Below are 15,071 nucleotides of genomic sequence, written 5' to 3'. Positions count from 1 at the left end.
CCGACTACGGAACAGAGCCAGTCGCTGGACAGACCGCCACCGGGTAGGCGCTGCCTGACGGCGTCCGCCGAAGTCCCCGCCGCACCGCCGAGGGGTCACCGCCGGGCTGACGCCCCGGCATCACCCCGCGAGTTCAGTAGCTCAGGCGGTAGCCGACGCCGCGCACCGTGAGCAGCAGGGCCGGGGCCGAGGGGTCCGGTTCGATCTTGCGGCGCAGCCGCGACACGCAGGTGTCGACCAACCGCATGTCGCCCTGGGTGTGCCGGTGGCCCCAGACCCGCTCCAGCAGGGTCCGCCGGGGCACCACCCGGCCCCGGCGGGCGGCGAGTTCGATCAGGAGCCGCACCTCGATCGGGGTGAGGCGGGCCGTCACGCCGTCCCGGACGGCGGTGAGCGTCGCGATGTCGACACTCAGCGGACCGAGGTCGAGCGCCCGTTCCGGGGAACGGTGACGCAGGCCCGACCGACGCAGAACTGCCCGCAGCCGCGCTTCGAGGACCCGCGCGCCCACCGGTTTCACGAGATAGTCGGCGGCGCCGTTGTTCAAACCGGTTACAACGTCGTTCGGGTTGCCCTGGGCCGCGAGAATGACCAATGGCACAGGATTTTCGGCCTGAATTCGACGGCATGTCTCAAAGGTGCCGGAATGCGGTGACGCAATGTCGAGGACGATCAGGTCCACTGCGTCGCGCAGGTCGCGCAGCCGGTCCAGCACTTCCGCGTCCCGGTCGACCGGGGTCACCCGGTGTCCCATGGCGCGCAGTACGGGTTCGAGCGAATCGTCGCAGGCCGCGTCGGCCTTGACGAGGAGAAGGCGGTACACCGGGGTGGCTCCTGAGTGGTCGGTTGCCGGGCGGCAGTCGTGCCGCCCGAGGCTGCCACAGCACATCGACCGGAGGCAGTTACAAGGTGACAGCTTGGTCATAAAACTATTCCGGGCCGAACCCTTTGCGTCATGCTGCCTGCGGATATTCGCCTCGGCAAAGGAGACGTGAGTGCGTATGGATGCATGGCCCATCAGGTGGGCGGAACCGGAAAACACAACCCCTTTACACCGAGTGCGGAACCGGGCCCTGACCGGTTTTCTGGGCGGCGCCCTCGCGCTGGGACTGGCCGCCTCGGCCGCGGTGGCGAGCGCTGGCACCGCAGCCGCCGCCCCCGACACCTCGCCCGCCGCGACCGGCACCCGCACCCAGGACGTCACCCTGGTGACCGGTGACCGGGTCGCCGTCACCACCACCGCGTCCGGCCAGGACGTCCTGGCCGTGCGTCCGGCCTCGCATGCCGCCGGCGCGGGCGCTTTCACCTCATTCCAGGACGCCTCCGGCGACCGGTACGTCATCCCGGCGTCCGCCGAGCCGTACGCCGGACGGCAGTTGGCCCTGTCCCTGTTCGACGTCACCGCGCTGATGAAGGACCCCTCGGCCGCCGACCGAGTACCGGTGACCGTGTCCTTCAAAGCCGGTACGCAGCCGACCGCCCCGACCGGACTGACGCTGACCTCCACCACCCCGGCACCCGCCGGCGGGACGGCGGGACGGGGCGCCTCTGCGCGCGGCTACGCCACCGCCGCCTCGGGCCGGCAACTGGCGCGGCTGCTGAAACAGCGCATCGGCGCCGACGTCACAGCAGGACGCAAGCCCGGCACCACACCGCTGTTCCAGGGGGTGGCCTCGGTCGGCAGGACCGGCGCGGCCGACACGGGCGCGTCGGCGGGCACCGCCGCGGACGGTCTCCAAAGCGGCACGTCGAACGGCTACAAACTCGACATCCTCACCCTGGACGTCGAGGACCGCTCCGGCGCCGGGGCCACCGGCACGGTGCTGCTGACCGACACCGACGACGCGACCGTGTTCGCGGCTGTGCTCCCGGTCGTCGACGGCGTCGAGAAGGTGGCTGTTCCCGACGGCCACTACAGCGCCGCCATACCGGTGCCGACGTACGACGCGGCGGGTGACGTCACCGCGCAGTCCCTGGTCACCATCACCGACTTCACCGTGTCCGGCGCCACCACCGAGGACATGGACGCGCGCACGGCCACGGCGTCGGTGACCGCCGACACCCCCCGCCCGGCCGACGCCGACTTCGTCAGCGCCAACTGGGCCCGGACCGACGCCACCGGGCAGACACCGGTCGAGTACGCCCCGACCGTTTGGACGACCACCACCGACGGCACTCCGGTCTACGTCAACGCCCAGCCGGCGGCCGCCGTCGGCGCGGTCAGCTACAACGAGCAGTGGTCAGGCCACGCGCCCGACGCCGCCGGCGGCTACCGCTACGACCTCGACTCGGCCGGCACCGCCGACGTCCCGGCCGATCAGCAGATCCACGTCACCACCGGGCAGCTCGCCGCCGTGGCGGAACGCTACGACCGCGACCCGGCCAGCCCCGCGGACGGCCAGGTGACCAGCGGCGAACTCGCCTCGGACACACCCGGCATGTGGTCGGCGATGGCGACCCAGACCATGCCCGCCCGCCTCACGGACTACCTGAGCACCTTCAACGGAGGGGACTGGCTCCAGGAGTCGTTCACCGGTGACCTCGTCTTCATAGGCGAGCGCACCGTGCAGGCCGGACACAACTACTCGGTGGACTGGGCGCGCGGACCGGTGACCCTGGGGCTCGGCCAGTACCCGGACACGATCCCGGCCGGGATCTGTGAGGCATGCGTCGCGGACGGCGACCTGCTGGCCTTCCTGGAGACGAACGACAGCGATCCGGGCCACGCCGGCGGCCCCAGCGTCTATGCCGACGCCTCCCCCGGGTACCAGGCCAGTCTCTCCCGTGATGGCACCCTGGTGGACAGCGAGGACAGCCCCGGCGTGTACGCCGAGGGCCAGGACACGCCCGGCGCCCGCTACGACCTGGTCGCCGACCAGGACTCCAGCGCGGAAACCTCCGTCAGCCAGTCCACCAGCAGCCGCACCGAGCTGACCTTCGGCCTGCCCTCGGCGGCCGACACCGACTCCCTGCTGCCGGACACCCTGTCCTGCGCGGGCCAGTCCGACAGCACGCCCTGCCTGGTCCTGCCGCTGCTCACCGCGCACTACGACCTGGCCACCGACGGCACCGGCACCAGCCACCGCACCGAACAGCGCATGGGCGTGGAGATCGGCCACGTGACCTACCAGGGCGCCGGTTCGCGGGCCGCAATCACCTCCGCCACCGTGCAGGTCTCCTTCAACGACGGCCAGACCTGGCAGAAGGCCTCCGTCACCGGCTCCGCCGGCCACTACCAGGCCCACTGGACCAACCCGGTCGGCGCCCGGGGCACCAACCCCTCGATCCGGGTGACCGCCGCGGACGCCGACGGCAACACCCTCAGCCAGACGGTCATGCACGCCTACACCGTCGCCGGCATCACGTCATGACCGCCGCCCCACCGGACAAGGAGACCGATCCCGGGATGACCACCAGCACCCGCCTGGTCCGTACCCTGCGGACCGCCGCGACCGTTTTACTGCCGCTCGCCCTGGCGATACCCGCGGCGGGCGCCGCCCAGGCGGCCACGCCCGCCCCGGCCGCCGGCACCGTGCCCACCACCCTGCCGGCCGACGTCGAGAACGCCTGCGGACCGGCGCCGGCCGGGCAGGCCCGCTGCCTGGCGGAGATCCGCACCGACGTCCACGGCGGCCTGGGCGTACGCGGTCCCAGGGCCGCGGGAGCCGCCGACGCGCCCCTCCCCGCGGGCTACGGCCCGGCGGACCTGCGTTCCGCATACGACCTGCCCACCACCGGCGGCGCCGACCAGACCGTCGCCCTGGTCGACGCCTACGACGACCCCACCGCCGAGGCCGACCTCGCCGTCTACCGCGCCACCTACGGGCTGCCCGCCTGTACCACCGACAACGGCTGTTTCCGCAAGGTGAACCAGAGCGGCGCGGCGAGCCCGCTGCCGGTGTCGGCGGGGGCCTCCGGCTGGGCCGAGGAGGAGGCCCTCGACCTGGACATGGTGTCCGCGGCCTGCCCGCAGTGCCACATTCTGCTGGTCGAGGCCGACGAGCCCCTTGAGCAGGACCTGGCGCAGTCCGTGGACTCCGCCGCCGCGCTGGGCGCGACCGAGGTGTCCAACAGCTACGGCGTCACCGAGCACAACGGGGACGACGTCCTCGCCCAGGACTACAGCCACCCGGGGGTGGCCGTGGTGGCGTCCTCCGGCGACGCCGGATACGGCGTACCGTCGGTCCCGGCGGCCTACCCCGGCGTCGTCGCGGCGGGCGGCACCTCACTGACCCCGGCCGACAACGACCGCGGCTGGCAGGAGACCGCCTGGGCCGGGGCGGGCAGCGGGTGTTCCGCCTGGTTCGCCAAGCCGGCGTGGCAGCAGGACACCGACTGCCCGGGCCGTACGATCGCGGACGTCTCCGCGGTCGCCGACCCGCAGACCGGGCTCGCGGTGTACAACACCACCGGGCCGCGGACGGGGTGGGCCGTGGTGGGCGGCACCAGCGCGTCCTCGCCGTTCATCGCGGGACTGATCGCCCTGGCCGGGAACCCCTCGGCCTTCCCCGACGCCTCCCGGCTCTACTCCGCCGGCGCGGCCTCCGGCCTCAACGACGTGGTCGGCGGCTCCAACGGCAACTGCGCCGGGGACTACCTGTGCACGGGGGTCGAAGGGTATGACGGTCCCACCGGCAACGGCACACCGAACGGGCTGAGCGCCTTGTGAGCACCGGTGCGCCCTGAAGTGGCGCCGGTGACATGCGCGGGCCGGCCCCCTTCAGGGCGCCGGTCCGCGTACCGTCCCCGCGCCAAGCCGCTTCTCGAAATCCCTGCCCACCTCGCCTGCCTTGCCGGCAGCCTGGCGGGCACGGGCTCCGCGCGGCCCCCGGGCACGCCCCCGTAGCCGACGCGATCCGGGACGCCCTGGGCGGACTCAGGGGAGCCCTGGCGATCGGAGAACGGGACACGGGCTCGCCCGGCGCCCGGGTGCGACATCGACCTCGCGGGTGATCGGCGACGTGATCCGTGCGGCCCGGCCCCGTGAGCTCGTCCCTTCTTCGGCTGAGCAGGCGCTGGTCTCCGGGCGAACAGGTGCTGGTCTTCGGCGGAACAGGCTCAGGACCGCGCGTGACGGCGCCAGGTCAGTCGCCGTCGAGGACGAACCGGGGATGGCGCCGGCGACGAGCCCGGGCTACTCGTCGGGGATGAAGTGTCCGGTGTCGGGCACGACGGCTCCGGTCGCGTTGTCGGCCCACGGGCTGATGGAGGCCGCCATGTCCGGGATGGAGCCGTGGCGGCTGGAGTCGCCGAGAATGGGCACGATCAGGTGCCCGCGCTGAGCGCCTTCGTTCTCAGAGGGTGGTTCGCGGTGTGATGTCCCTTTCGGGATGAGGCTGGGAAAGGGCCCCTGGTCACCGTGTTCGTCGGCTACTGCTTCCTGGTGATGCTGCCGGTCTCGGCCTCGGTGTGGACGTTGCGCTTGACCAGGCGTTTCAGCTCGGCGCGGGTGCCCTCATCGCCGTATCGGAGGATGAGCGGGCGGGTCGCGTCGACAACCTCTGCTCCGCATAGGCTGTCCGACTGCAGGATGCAGCGGACGAGGACCCTGCGGCGGCACAGGAGTTGCTCGCCTACGTGAAGCAGTGGCGCGACGAGGACCTGGGTCCGCACCGCAACCGTCCGTGGTCCGCCAGAAGGCGGAAGCCAAGGGCAGGTCACAGATCACGCAGGTCGGACGGGACCAGACCGTTATCAAGCCGAGGCGGTCATGAGCGCGTCCGAGCCCGCCGAGGAGCGGGTACGGCAGGAAGCGCATGCGTCCGGCAACTCCATCGTCAAGCAGGTGGCCGGAAACCACGAGGAACACCATCGCCGCTACGTCCGCGGCTGGGAGTACCTGAGTGTCGTCGAGTTCGATCAGGACGAAGTACGCCTCGTCGCATCGGACTACGCCCAGGGAGAGCCGACCACACCGGCCGGGGAGGCCCACGTCGCCCGTGCAATACGGCTGTTGAACCGCTCCATGGCCCAGCACGACATCCTGGTACTCACCGGGCCGACCGACACCGGCCGCCGTACGACGGCCCTCCGCGTCCTGCACGAGGTGGGCGTGCCGGCCGACGAACTCGCCAGCCGGCCCTGGACTGGGACCGCCCGCGCACCGAGCAGATCCCCACGACGCCGCACCACGGCCTCGTCCTGGACCTGTCCGGCTACAGCAGTTCGCCCGCGGACTTCTACCAGGGCGTCAACGGCCGCCCAGGCTCAGTCAGGCAGATCAACAGGCCGCTTGGGCGCCGCTCCCTCCTCCGATCCGCAAGGCGTTCGGTATCTGCCGACCACGCGCTCGGGATCTGGTGTACATGACAGTCGCGGGCGCAGGTGAGACCCGTTGGCCACCGTGGATCCCGATGCGCTGACCGACGAGGGTTTCGCCCGGCTTTGCTGCGCCGGTATCGCCCGCCGTCAGAGCGCTGGGCGCTGTCGGCGTTCTCGAACGCCGACAGCGCCGTGCCCGCCAAGGTGATGCGCCTGCCCCGGACTTCGGCTCATGTCGCGGGCCTTCGCCGTACTCTGGCGGTATGGCGAACCGTGACGGCGTCCGTGTCGATCTCGACGGCATTCTGCTGCAGTTGGAGGCTCAAGGCTTCGACGAAGTCCGGGTGGAGTTCGTTCCGGATGACGGTGGCGGTGCGGCCGCGGTTGCCGACGTGGTGCGTCAGGCGGTGGACACCGCCAATGACGTGGCCAACGAGGCGTTGCCAGACTCCATCTGGGGGTCCTTGCTGACAGCAAGCCTCGCGGGTTTCTCAGTGAGGCTGGGGTCGATGGACAGTCAGGAGGCGCTGGAGACGTGGCTGGAGGCGTTCGGCGGCCGTGTTCGGGCGGGCGGACTGTCGGGTGAGCTGCGGGCCACGGAGACCGTCCGTCTGCCGGCCTGGGATTCGCCTGATCCGATGATGACGGCGTACATCGCGCTGGGCGCGTTGTCCGCGCTGGGGCGAGCCGGGGCGGCGGGCTGGGCCGAGCGGGCGGTGCGCTGGGCGGCTGAGGCCGGAGGGGACGCCTACGTCGGAAGTTCCGGGATGAGTCAGCTCGACGCCACCGGGGAGGTGGCGGCGCACCTGGCGTCCGCCCTGCATGTGGCTTCGTCCGGCGCGGTTCTGTACGCGGACGCGCGCGCGTCGCGGGCGGCAATGGCTGAGGTCGGCTCTGACGGCCAGGCGATCTATCAGACCCATGACGTGTCCGCCTCCCTGGTGGTTCAGGCCGATCGGGCCCGCGCGGCGATTCTGGCCGAAGCGGATTACGCGGACTACGCGTTCGTTGCGCCGACGCCACACCGGGCGTACGGCTGGGACGCACGCACCCGGGCCCTGCCGCCACTGCGGGAGGAGATCCCCGCCTATGCACTGCGCATGCACGCGGACCTGTGGAGCCGGTTCGTCCCGGACGTGCACTGCATGCAACTGCTCACCGACGAGCACCTGGACCGGGTCACTGATCTCTCAGGGTGGACCGTCACCCACGTCACTGCCGAGCGCACGCTCGTCGAGGCACCGGATCTGGCCGCATGGCTCGGTCCCGGCGGCCCTGGACACTCGGTCCTTGACCAGGCGCGTGCCGACTTCGGCCAGGCTCTGGTGCCCGCCGACGGTGTCCGATAACGGCATCCGGCCACGGACTGCTTGTTGACCCCCCGTCAGCACGCTGCCACTCTCTTCGAGCTCCGCGCAGGCCGTGTCGATCGGCTTCACGAACTCCACCGCGCAGAACGTGGCGCTGACGGGCTCCTCGACGATCACCGGCGGCACCTGCGACTCCACGTCGGTGTACTTCTACCTCTACGACCAGACAGGCACCCAACTCAAGAGCGGAAGCCGCGGCTGTGGAAGCAGTGGATCGCTGTACACGATGTCGGCCTTGCCGGCGGGGTCCTACACGGTGCTGATCGTGCCGACCGGCCTTGTGTACGGCACACTCGGATTGCAGGTGGCGAAAGCCTGATCCGGCGTGACTGATCGGGCCTCGTCCGCCTGCAAGGACGGACCCGGCCCGATCTGTCGACCGCCCTGGTCATCTGCAAAGCCGCAGGGCAGATGTGCGGTTTCGACAAGCAACACACCGCGAGGAACCGACGCCCTCTGCAGCGTCGGACGAGATTTCTGGGGACCGATCGGGGACCACACGCCACGCTCGACAATGAGCGATACTCGCGTATCCACACGAAGCGCACTGAATTTTCATACCTATTGGTATGAATATCGCCTGCTCCAATAAAACTGGGGGCCAGGGGGTCGCAGGTTCAAATCCTGTCGCCCTGACCGTGCACGAAGGGCCCGTTTGGACTGGAGTTTCTCCAGGTCAGCGGGCCCTTCCGCGTGGTCGGCAACCGTTCCCACCTGACGGCCCGTCCGCGGCCTGGGGACCGACTGGGGACCCACGGCGGACCGCGGCCGGGGGAAATCGCCTCGGTTCGGGCCGTTCCGAGCGCCATGCGCGACCCCTCTCGCGCGGTGCACCGTTGTCCGCTTCCCCCAGGCCCCGCGCTCCGGGCCGCTTTCGGCCAACCGGGATCCGCGCCTTGACGACGCCACCTCGCTCTGGCTTGATGGCCCGACACAACTATGGGAGCGCTCCCATGAGGTCTTCTCCCCCACCTCTGGAGGACCGGTATGAGAAGAGGACATCCCAGGAACCGAGCTCTGCGGACGGCGGCAGGGCTCGCCGCCGGCGGCCTGGTCGCGGTCGGCGCGACCTGGGCGGTACAGCAGCAGGCCGGTGCGGCGTCGGCCGGCTGTACGGTCGACTACTCCGTCACCAGCACCTGGACGGGCGGCTTCGGTGCGAGCGTGAAGGTCACCAATCTCGGCAACGCCGTGTCGAGTTGGACGCTGCGGTGGTCGTTCGCCGCGGGCGAGACAGTGACCCAGGCGTGGAACGCCGACGTGACGTTGAACAGCACCCAGGTGACCGCGGGCAGTCTGAGCTACAACGGCGCCGTCCCCACGGGCGGTTCGGTGGACTTCGGTTTCAACGGCTCCGTGCCCGGCTCCGGGAGCCCCACCGTACCCCCGTCGTTCACCTTCAACGGAACGGTCTGCACCGGCGGCGTCTCGACCAGCGGGGGCTCCGACTCCGGCGCCGCGGCCGGCGGGGACACCGGCGGGAACACCGGCGGGACCGGAACGCCCCCGGCCGGCCAGGGACGGCAGGTGGAAAAGCTCGACCGCGGGGTCGTCTCGGTACGCAGCGGCAGCGGAAACCTCGTTTCGTGGCGCTGGCTCGCCACCGACCCGGACGACATCGCGTTCAACGTCTACCGCGGCACAACGAAGGTGAACTCCTCACCGCTGACCGGCGCCACGGACTTCACGGACGCCGGAGCTCCCGCCGACGCCGTCTACACGGTGCGCGCCGTGGTCGACGGCGTGGAGCAGACCGCCTCACCGCCGTCCGTGTCCTTCGCGAACGGCTACCACGACGTGCCGATCAGGCCGCCGGCCGGCGGCACGACACCGGACGGGGTCTCGTACACCTACGAGGCCAACGACGCCAGCGTGGGCGACCTGGACGGCGACGGAAGCTACGAGTTCGTGCTCAAGTGGAATCCGACCAACGCCAAGGACAACTCGCAGGCCGGCTACACCGGTGACACCTACATCGACGCCTACCGGATCGACGGCACCCGGCTGTGGCGGATCGATCTGGGCCGCAACATCCGCTCAGGGGCTCATTACACGCAGTTCCAGGTCTACGACTACGACGGCGACGGCAAGGCCGAGGTCGCCATGAAGACCGCCGACGGCACGACGGACGGCGTCGGCAAGGTCATCGGGAACGCGAGCGCGGACTACCGCAACTCCTCGGGCTACATCCTGTCCGGCCCGGAGTACCTGACCGTCTTCAACGGGCAGACCGGCGCGGCGATGCAGACCGTGAACTACGACCCGCCACGGGGCACCGTCTCGTCCTGGGGCGACACCTACGGCAACCGCGTGGACCGCTTCCTGGCCGGCACCGCCTACCTGGACGGCTCGCGCCCCTCGATCATCATGGCCCGGGGCTACTACACGCGCACCGTCATCGCCGCGTGGGACTGGCGTGACGGCAAACTGACGGAGCGCTGGCGCTTCGACACCAACGACTCCGGAAACAGCTCCTACGCCGGCCAGGGCGACCACCAGCTCGCGGTCGCCGACGTGGACAAGGACGGCAAGGACGAGATCGTCTACGGCGCCATGGCCGTGGACGACAACGGCCACGCCCTGTGGAACACCGGTGAGGGGCACGGTGACGCCATGCACGTCGGCGATCTCGACCCGTCACGCCCCGGGCTGGAGGAGTTCAAGGTGGACGAGGACACCGGCAAGCTCTCCGCCTGGTTCGCCGACGCCCGCACCGGCCAGATCCTGTGGCACCAGCCGGACTGCGCGTGCGACAACGGCCGAGGCGTCTCCGACGACGTCTACGCGGGCAGCCCCGGGGCGGAATCCTGGTCCGCCGGCGTCAGTGGCCCGTACAACACCCTCGGCCAGAACATCGGCCGCAAGCCGGGCTCGGCCAACTTCGTGGTGTGGTGGGACGGGGACCCGGTGCGCGAACTCCTCGACGACACCCACATCGACAAGTACGGCACCAGCGCCGACAGCCGACTGCTCACCGCCTCGGGCGTCCACTCGAACAACACCACCAAGGCCACCCCGTCCCTGTCCGCCGACCTGTTCGGCGACTGGCGCGAGGAAGTCGTCTGGCCCACCACCGACAACCGCGCCCTGCGCATCTACGCCACCCCCGACCCCACCACCCTGCGGATCACCACGCTGATGCACGACACCCAGTACCGCGAGGCCGTCGCCTGGCAGAACACCGCCTACAACCAGCCGCCGCACCCCGGCTTCTTCATCGGCAACGGCATGCCGACCCCGCCCCGCCCCACCGTCCACACCCCCTGACCGCCGCGCCGACCACCGGCCGTCCCGCCGCAACCGAGGCGGGGCGGCCGGCCACGAGCCGAGCCGATGCGATGCGGTGCGATGCGATGCGATGCGGTGCGGCAGCCGAGCCGAAGCCCGGCGGCCGTGGCGGACGTCATCGGCCGGCCTCCCGGGTCCGCAGCCGTGCGGCACGGACGACGGTCGCGGACACCGCGTAGGCCAGTGGACCTGCCATGAAGCCGGCGAAGGCCGGGATGGCCGCGACCAGCGCGACGACGCACGCGACGGCGGTGACGATCAGGGGCACCGTCGCCGGAACGGACCGCGCGAGGTCCGCAGCCGTGCGCACCGCCTGCGGCCAGGAGTTCCCCCCGGCGGCCCGGCAGCCGGCCGCCAGCAGGGCGAACGCCACGACCGCCGCCGCCACCAGGACCAGCGCGACCGCCTCCGCCGGGCGCCCCGGCATCCGCGAGCGGAGCACCGCGTGCGCCTCCAGCCAGGTGGCGCCCAGCACGGCCGACACGACGGCCTCCAGTGCGGCACCGGTCCACAGGTCCCGGCGTACCACCCGCGCGAAGGTCCGTAGCAGCGGCGCCTCACGTCCCTCGTGCCAGCCCGCGACGATCTCGGCCGCCGCGCACCACGCCGCGCCGATCGTGACCAGGGGCAGCGCGAACACCAGGAACAGGACGCCGACCGCCATGGTCTCCGCCGCCGTGCGCAGGTGTTCGCTGCGCTCGGCGCTGAGCACGGGCCCGTCGCCGCCGCCGGCGGCCGGCCGGCCGCGCAGGGATGCGCGAGATGAGGTCATCGGGCTCAGCCCTTCAGTCCGCTGGATGTCGCGCCGTCCACCAGGAGCCGCTGGAAGGCGAGGAAGAACAGGAAGACCGGCAGGAGCGCCAGGACCGACATGGCCATCATGGGCCCGTAGGAGGTCATGCCCGTCTGGTCGACGAAGAGCGACAGGCCGATGGGCACGGTGAACTTGTCCGTGTCGTTGAGGTACACGAGCTGTGTGAAGAAGTCGTTCCACGTCCACAGGAAGCTGAAGATCGCACTGGTGATCAGTGCGGGCCGGGTCAACGGCAGCACGACGAAGAGGAAGGTCCGGTACGGACCGCAGCCGTCGAGCCGGGCGGCCTCGTCGATCTCCCGGGGGATGCCCCGCATGAACTGCACCATGAGGAAGATGAAGAACGCCTCGGTGGCCAGGAACTTCGGGGCGACGAGCGGCAGGTCGGTGTTGATCCAGCCGAGCTTCTTGAAGATCGCGTACTGCGGGACGATCAGCACGTGGTACGGCAGCAGTATCGTCGCCACCATGGCGGCGAACATCACCGAGCGCCCGCGGAACTCCAGCCGGCTGAAGGCGTAGGCGGCCAGGGAGCACGACACCAGCGTGCCGGCCACTGCCAGGGCCGAGACGGTCAGCGAGTTGGCGAAGAACCGGCCGAACGTCACCCCCGGGTCGGCGTGCCAGCCGTCCGGGAAGTTGTGCGAGGTCCAGTGCAGCGGCCAGGGACGGTCGGAGGTGACGATCTCGGTAGCGGGCTTGAACGACGTGCCCAGCATCCAGATCACCGGGTAGAGCACGACGACGAGGACGGCTGCCACCAGCAGGTGCCACAGAACCGTCCGTGTCCGCCTCCCGGAGGGCGGTGCGAACGCGGCGGGCGCCGGGGCCGCCCTCGGGGTGGGCTCGCTCATCGGTTTCCTCCGTCCCCGTAGAAGACCCAGAGCCGGGAGAGGCGGAACATCAGCGCGGTGATGACCGCCACCGCCGCGATCAGCACCCAGGCCATGGCCGACGCGTAGCCGAACCGGAAGTCGTTGAAGCCGGACTGGTACAGGTAGAGCGTGTAGAAGAGCGTGGAGTCCGCCGGTCCGCCGGTGCCGCCGCTGATGATGAACGCCGGGGTGAAGGCCTGGAAGGAGTTGATCGTCTCCAGCAGCACGTTGAAGAAGATCACCGGTGACAGCAGCGGCAGGGTCACGTGCAGGAACCGTTGCCGGAAGCCCGCCCCGTCGACGGCGGCGGCGTCGTACAGCTCGGAGGGGATCTGTTTCAGCCCGGCCAGGAAGATCACCATGGGTGCGCCGAACTGCCAGCAGGACAGCAGGATGATGGTCGGCAGCGACCACGAGGGATCGTTGACGAAGTCGGTCCCGGGGAGGCCGAGCGAAGACAGGCCGTCGGAGGCCGCGCCGCCCTGGGCGAACAACGAGCGCCACACCAGGGCCACCGCCACGCTCGTGCCGAGCAGCGAGGGCAGGTAGAAGAGCGAGCGGTAGAGGCCGACGCCGCGTCGTCTGCGGTTGAGCAGCAGTGCCACCGCCAGGCCCAGCCCGAGCTTGACCGGAGTCACCACCACCACGTACTCCAGCGTGACGCGCACCGCGTGGAAGTAGCGGGGGTCGGAGGTGAACATCCGCCGGTAGTTGGCCAGCCCGATCCACTTCGGCGCGTCCAGCAGGTCGTACCGGGTGAACGACAGGTACAGGGAGTAGACGAGCGGGCCGACCGTGAAGATCGCCAACCCGGCGAACCAGGGCAGCAGGAAGACGTATCCGGCGGTGCGGTCGGCGACCCCGCCGGGACGAGCGGGTCTGCGTCGTCTGCTCGCCGGGGTCATCGCCCCCGGTCCGTCGAACCTGGCCGTCGAGCTCACCGGACTGCCTCCTTCGTGCTTCGTCCTTCGCCGGGGTGCGCGCGGGGGCGGGAGCCGTCAGGCGTTCACTGCTCGAGGATCTGTCCGGCCTGCTGCATGAAGGAGGCCGATGCGTCCTGCGGGCTCTGCCGACCGAAGCTGACCTCGTCGTAGACCCGTTGCATCAGGGTGATCAGCTGGGCGTCTCCCTTCGGAGGAGCCGAGGGGGTGGCGCTGAGCAGCGAGTCGGCGGCCGCCTCGTAGTCCGCCACCACCTTGTCGGCCCCCGTCGCGCTCGCCCCCTGCTGCTGGCGCACCACCAGGTCGGGGAACAGGCCGCGACTGCTGCCGAGGGCGGTGGCCGCACGGGAGTCGGTCACCAGGAAACTCACGAGTTCCGCCGCCTCCTTGGGGTGCTTGGAGCGGGCGTAGACCGACAGCAGCATCGACGGTTTCGCGTACATGCCTGTCCTGCCGTTCACGGTGGGCAGCGGAACGAGCACCAACTTGTCCTTGTTGGCCGCGACATGGCTGGTGTAGATGCTGTCGTAATCCCACTCGGCGGCCGCGGCGCCCTTGGCCAGCGGGTCCTCGGCCGGGCCGGAGACGACCGTCTCGGTGAGGTTGGCCGCGGTCGCCGCCCCGGACTTGCGCAGTTGGGTACAGAAGGTCCAGAAGCCGGCGAGGTCATCCTTCGTGAACCCGAAAGCGCCGTCTGCGGTGTACAGCGGCTTGCCGCGCTGAAGCAGCCAGGACTGGAAGGCGGGCCAGGTGGAGCCGGGATCGGTGATGCCGGCGGTCTTCCCCCCGGACCTGGCGTGCACCTGCTGCGCGAACGTCTGCAAGTCCTCCCAGGTCCAGCCGGCCTTCGGGACCGGCACGCCGAGCGCGTCCAGCCTGGTCTCGTCCACCACGATGCTCTGGGCGGTCTGGCCGAACGGGACGGCGACCTGGTCGGAGCCCTCCTTGCCGCTGGCGGCGAACTTCGGGTCGAGGCCGGAGACGTCGACCTTGCCGGGCCCGGACGACAGGTCGAGCAGGGTGTGGCTCTGGGCGTACTGGCTCTGGTTGCCCCAGTCGATCTGGATCACGTCGGAGGCACCACCGCCGGCGATCTGGGTGGCCAGCTTCTGGTTGTAGGCGGCGAACGTGGCGTACTGGGTGCCGACCTCGATGTTCGGGTGGACCTTCTCGAAGGCGGCGACGGCTGCCTCCGTCGCCTTGGCCCGGGAGGCGTCCCCCCACCACGAGAAGCTCAGCTTGACCTTGCCGTCGGAGGAGCCTGAGCCCGAACCGCAGGCGGTCAGGGGCAGAGCGCAGGCCAAAGTCGTGGCCACGGCGAGGGTCCGCAGCGGATGGGCAGGGCGCGGGGCGGCTGTGTGACGCAGTCTCATCGGAACTCTCCTGCGGGAAGCGCACGCCTGTGACGGCCGATGCGGATGGCGGTGTGGCCCGGTCCGGATGCGGGGGGGGACTTCATCGAAGTCGTGGAGAGGGTGCAGCAGTCCGCGTTCGTACCAGCGGCTGTTGTCCACGGCGCCGA

The 15,071-nt window shown here is 70.6% G+C and carries 11 protein-coding genes and 1 pseudogene; 5 read left to right on the top strand and 7 right to left on the bottom strand.

The features are described 5' to 3' along the window. Positions 1 to 133 precede the first annotated feature (133 nt). Entirely contained in the window at positions 134 to 823 is a 690-nt protein-coding gene (locus tag RVR_RS31635) for a response regulator transcription factor (RefSeq protein WP_202237309.1), read from the bottom strand. 235 nt (positions 824 to 1,058) lie between these two features. Between RVR_RS31635 and RVR_RS31630 the strand changes: the two genes are divergently transcribed. Both RVR_RS31630 and RVR_RS31625 read left to right on the top strand, forming a co-directional pair. Beyond that, on the top strand, positions 1,059 to 3,371 hold the full coding sequence (locus tag RVR_RS31630) for a hypothetical protein (protein ID WP_202237308.1): 2,313 nt from the start codon (positions 1,059 to 1,061) through the stop codon (positions 3,369 to 3,371). 35 nt (positions 3,372 to 3,406) lie between these two features. Then, positions 3,407 to 4,669 (top strand): S53 family peptidase, encoded by a 1,263-nt coding sequence (locus RVR_RS31625; RefSeq protein ID WP_237405074.1) that lies wholly within the window; start codon positions 3,407 to 3,409, stop codon positions 4,667 to 4,669. 465 nt (positions 4,670 to 5,134) lie between these two features. Here RVR_RS31625 and RVR_RS31620 read toward each other — a convergent pair. Continuing rightward, positions 5,135 to 5,281 (bottom strand): annotated as a pseudogene (locus RVR_RS31620) (alpha/beta fold hydrolase); the annotation flags it as partial. Positions 5,282 to 5,370: 89 nt separating this feature from the next. After that, entirely contained in the window at positions 5,371 to 5,613 is a 243-nt protein-coding gene (locus tag RVR_RS31615) for a hypothetical protein (protein WP_202237307.1), read from the bottom strand. 911 nt (positions 5,614 to 6,524) lie between these two features. Here RVR_RS31615 and RVR_RS31610 point away from each other — a divergent pair. From RVR_RS31610 to RVR_RS31600, 3 genes are all read left to right on the top strand, one after another. Then, positions 6,525 to 7,610, top strand: coding sequence for a hypothetical protein (locus tag RVR_RS31610; protein WP_202237306.1), 1,086 nt, complete (start codon positions 6,525 to 6,527; stop codon positions 7,608 to 7,610). Positions 7,611 to 7,683: 73 nt separating this feature from the next. Then, the gene (locus tag RVR_RS31605; protein WP_202237305.1) at positions 7,684 to 7,950 is read left to right on the top strand and encodes a hypothetical protein; all 267 of its coding nucleotides are present in this window, start codon (positions 7,684 to 7,686) and stop codon (positions 7,948 to 7,950) included. A 668-nt stretch (positions 7,951 to 8,618) separates the two neighbouring features. Next, positions 8,619 to 10,898: a rhamnogalacturonan lyase family protein gene (locus RVR_RS31600; RefSeq protein WP_202237304.1), complete on the top strand. Its 2,280-nt coding sequence runs from the start codon at positions 8,619 to 8,621 to the stop codon at positions 10,896 to 10,898. A 136-nt stretch (positions 10,899 to 11,034) separates the two neighbouring features. Here the strand turns inward: RVR_RS31600 and RVR_RS31595 are convergent, their stop codons facing one another. The 4 genes from RVR_RS31595 to RVR_RS31580 form a co-directional block, all read right to left on the bottom strand. Continuing rightward, positions 11,035 to 11,691 carry a DUF624 domain-containing protein gene (locus tag RVR_RS31595; protein WP_202237303.1) on the bottom strand — a complete coding sequence of 219 codons (657 nt, stop codon included), beginning with the start codon at positions 11,689 to 11,691 and terminating at the stop codon, positions 11,035 to 11,037. Positions 11,692 to 11,696: 5 nt separating this feature from the next. Continuing rightward, positions 11,697 to 12,587: a carbohydrate ABC transporter permease gene (locus RVR_RS31590; RefSeq protein WP_202237302.1), complete on the bottom strand. Its 891-nt coding sequence runs from the start codon at positions 12,585 to 12,587 to the stop codon at positions 11,697 to 11,699. Next, positions 12,584 to 13,513, bottom strand: a complete 930-nt coding sequence (locus tag RVR_RS31585) for a carbohydrate ABC transporter permease (protein ID WP_202239470.1) — start codon at positions 13,511 to 13,513, stop codon at positions 12,584 to 12,586. Before RVR_RS31585 ends, RVR_RS31590 begins: the two co-directional genes overlap by 4 nt. A gap of 101 nt (positions 13,514 to 13,614) precedes the next feature. Beyond that, entirely contained in the window at positions 13,615 to 14,922 is a 1,308-nt protein-coding gene (locus tag RVR_RS31580) for an ABC transporter substrate-binding protein (protein ID WP_202237301.1), read from the bottom strand. Positions 14,923 to 15,071 lie beyond the last annotated feature (149 nt).

This window comes from Streptomyces sp. SN-593 (assembly GCF_016756395.1).
Taxonomy (GTDB): domain Bacteria; phylum Actinomycetota; class Actinomycetes; order Streptomycetales; family Streptomycetaceae; genus Actinacidiphila; species Actinacidiphila reveromycinica.
Note: the sequence above shows the minus strand (reverse complement) of the source record. Positions and strands in the feature narration are given on the sequence as shown.

Bases quoted from the DNA above. Each gene is read 5' to 3' on its own strand.
- RVR_RS31625 (WP_237405074.1), top strand. From the start codon at position 3,407: ATGACCACCAGCACCCGCCTGGTCCGTACCCTGCGGACCGCCGCGACC.
- RVR_RS31590 (WP_202237302.1), bottom strand. From the start codon at position 12,587: ATGAGCGAGCCCACCCCGAGGGCGGCCCCGGCGCCCGCCGCGTTCGCA.
- RVR_RS31585 (WP_202239470.1), bottom strand. From the start codon at position 13,513: ATGACCCCGGCGAGCAGACGACGCAGACCCGCTCGTCCCGGCGGGGTC.
- RVR_RS31580 (WP_202237301.1), bottom strand. From the start codon at position 14,922: ATGAGACTGCGTCACACAGCCGCCCCGCGCCCTGCCCATCCGCTGCGG.
- RVR_RS31600 (WP_202237304.1), top strand. From the start codon at position 8,619: ATGAGAAGAGGACATCCCAGGAACCGAGCTCTGCGGACGGCGGCAGGG.
- RVR_RS31610 (WP_202237306.1), top strand. From the start codon at position 6,525: ATGGCGAACCGTGACGGCGTCCGTGTCGATCTCGACGGCATTCTGCTG.
- RVR_RS31595 (WP_202237303.1), bottom strand. From the start codon at position 11,691: ATGACCTCATCTCGCGCATCCCTGCGCGGCCGGCCGGCCGCCGGCGGC.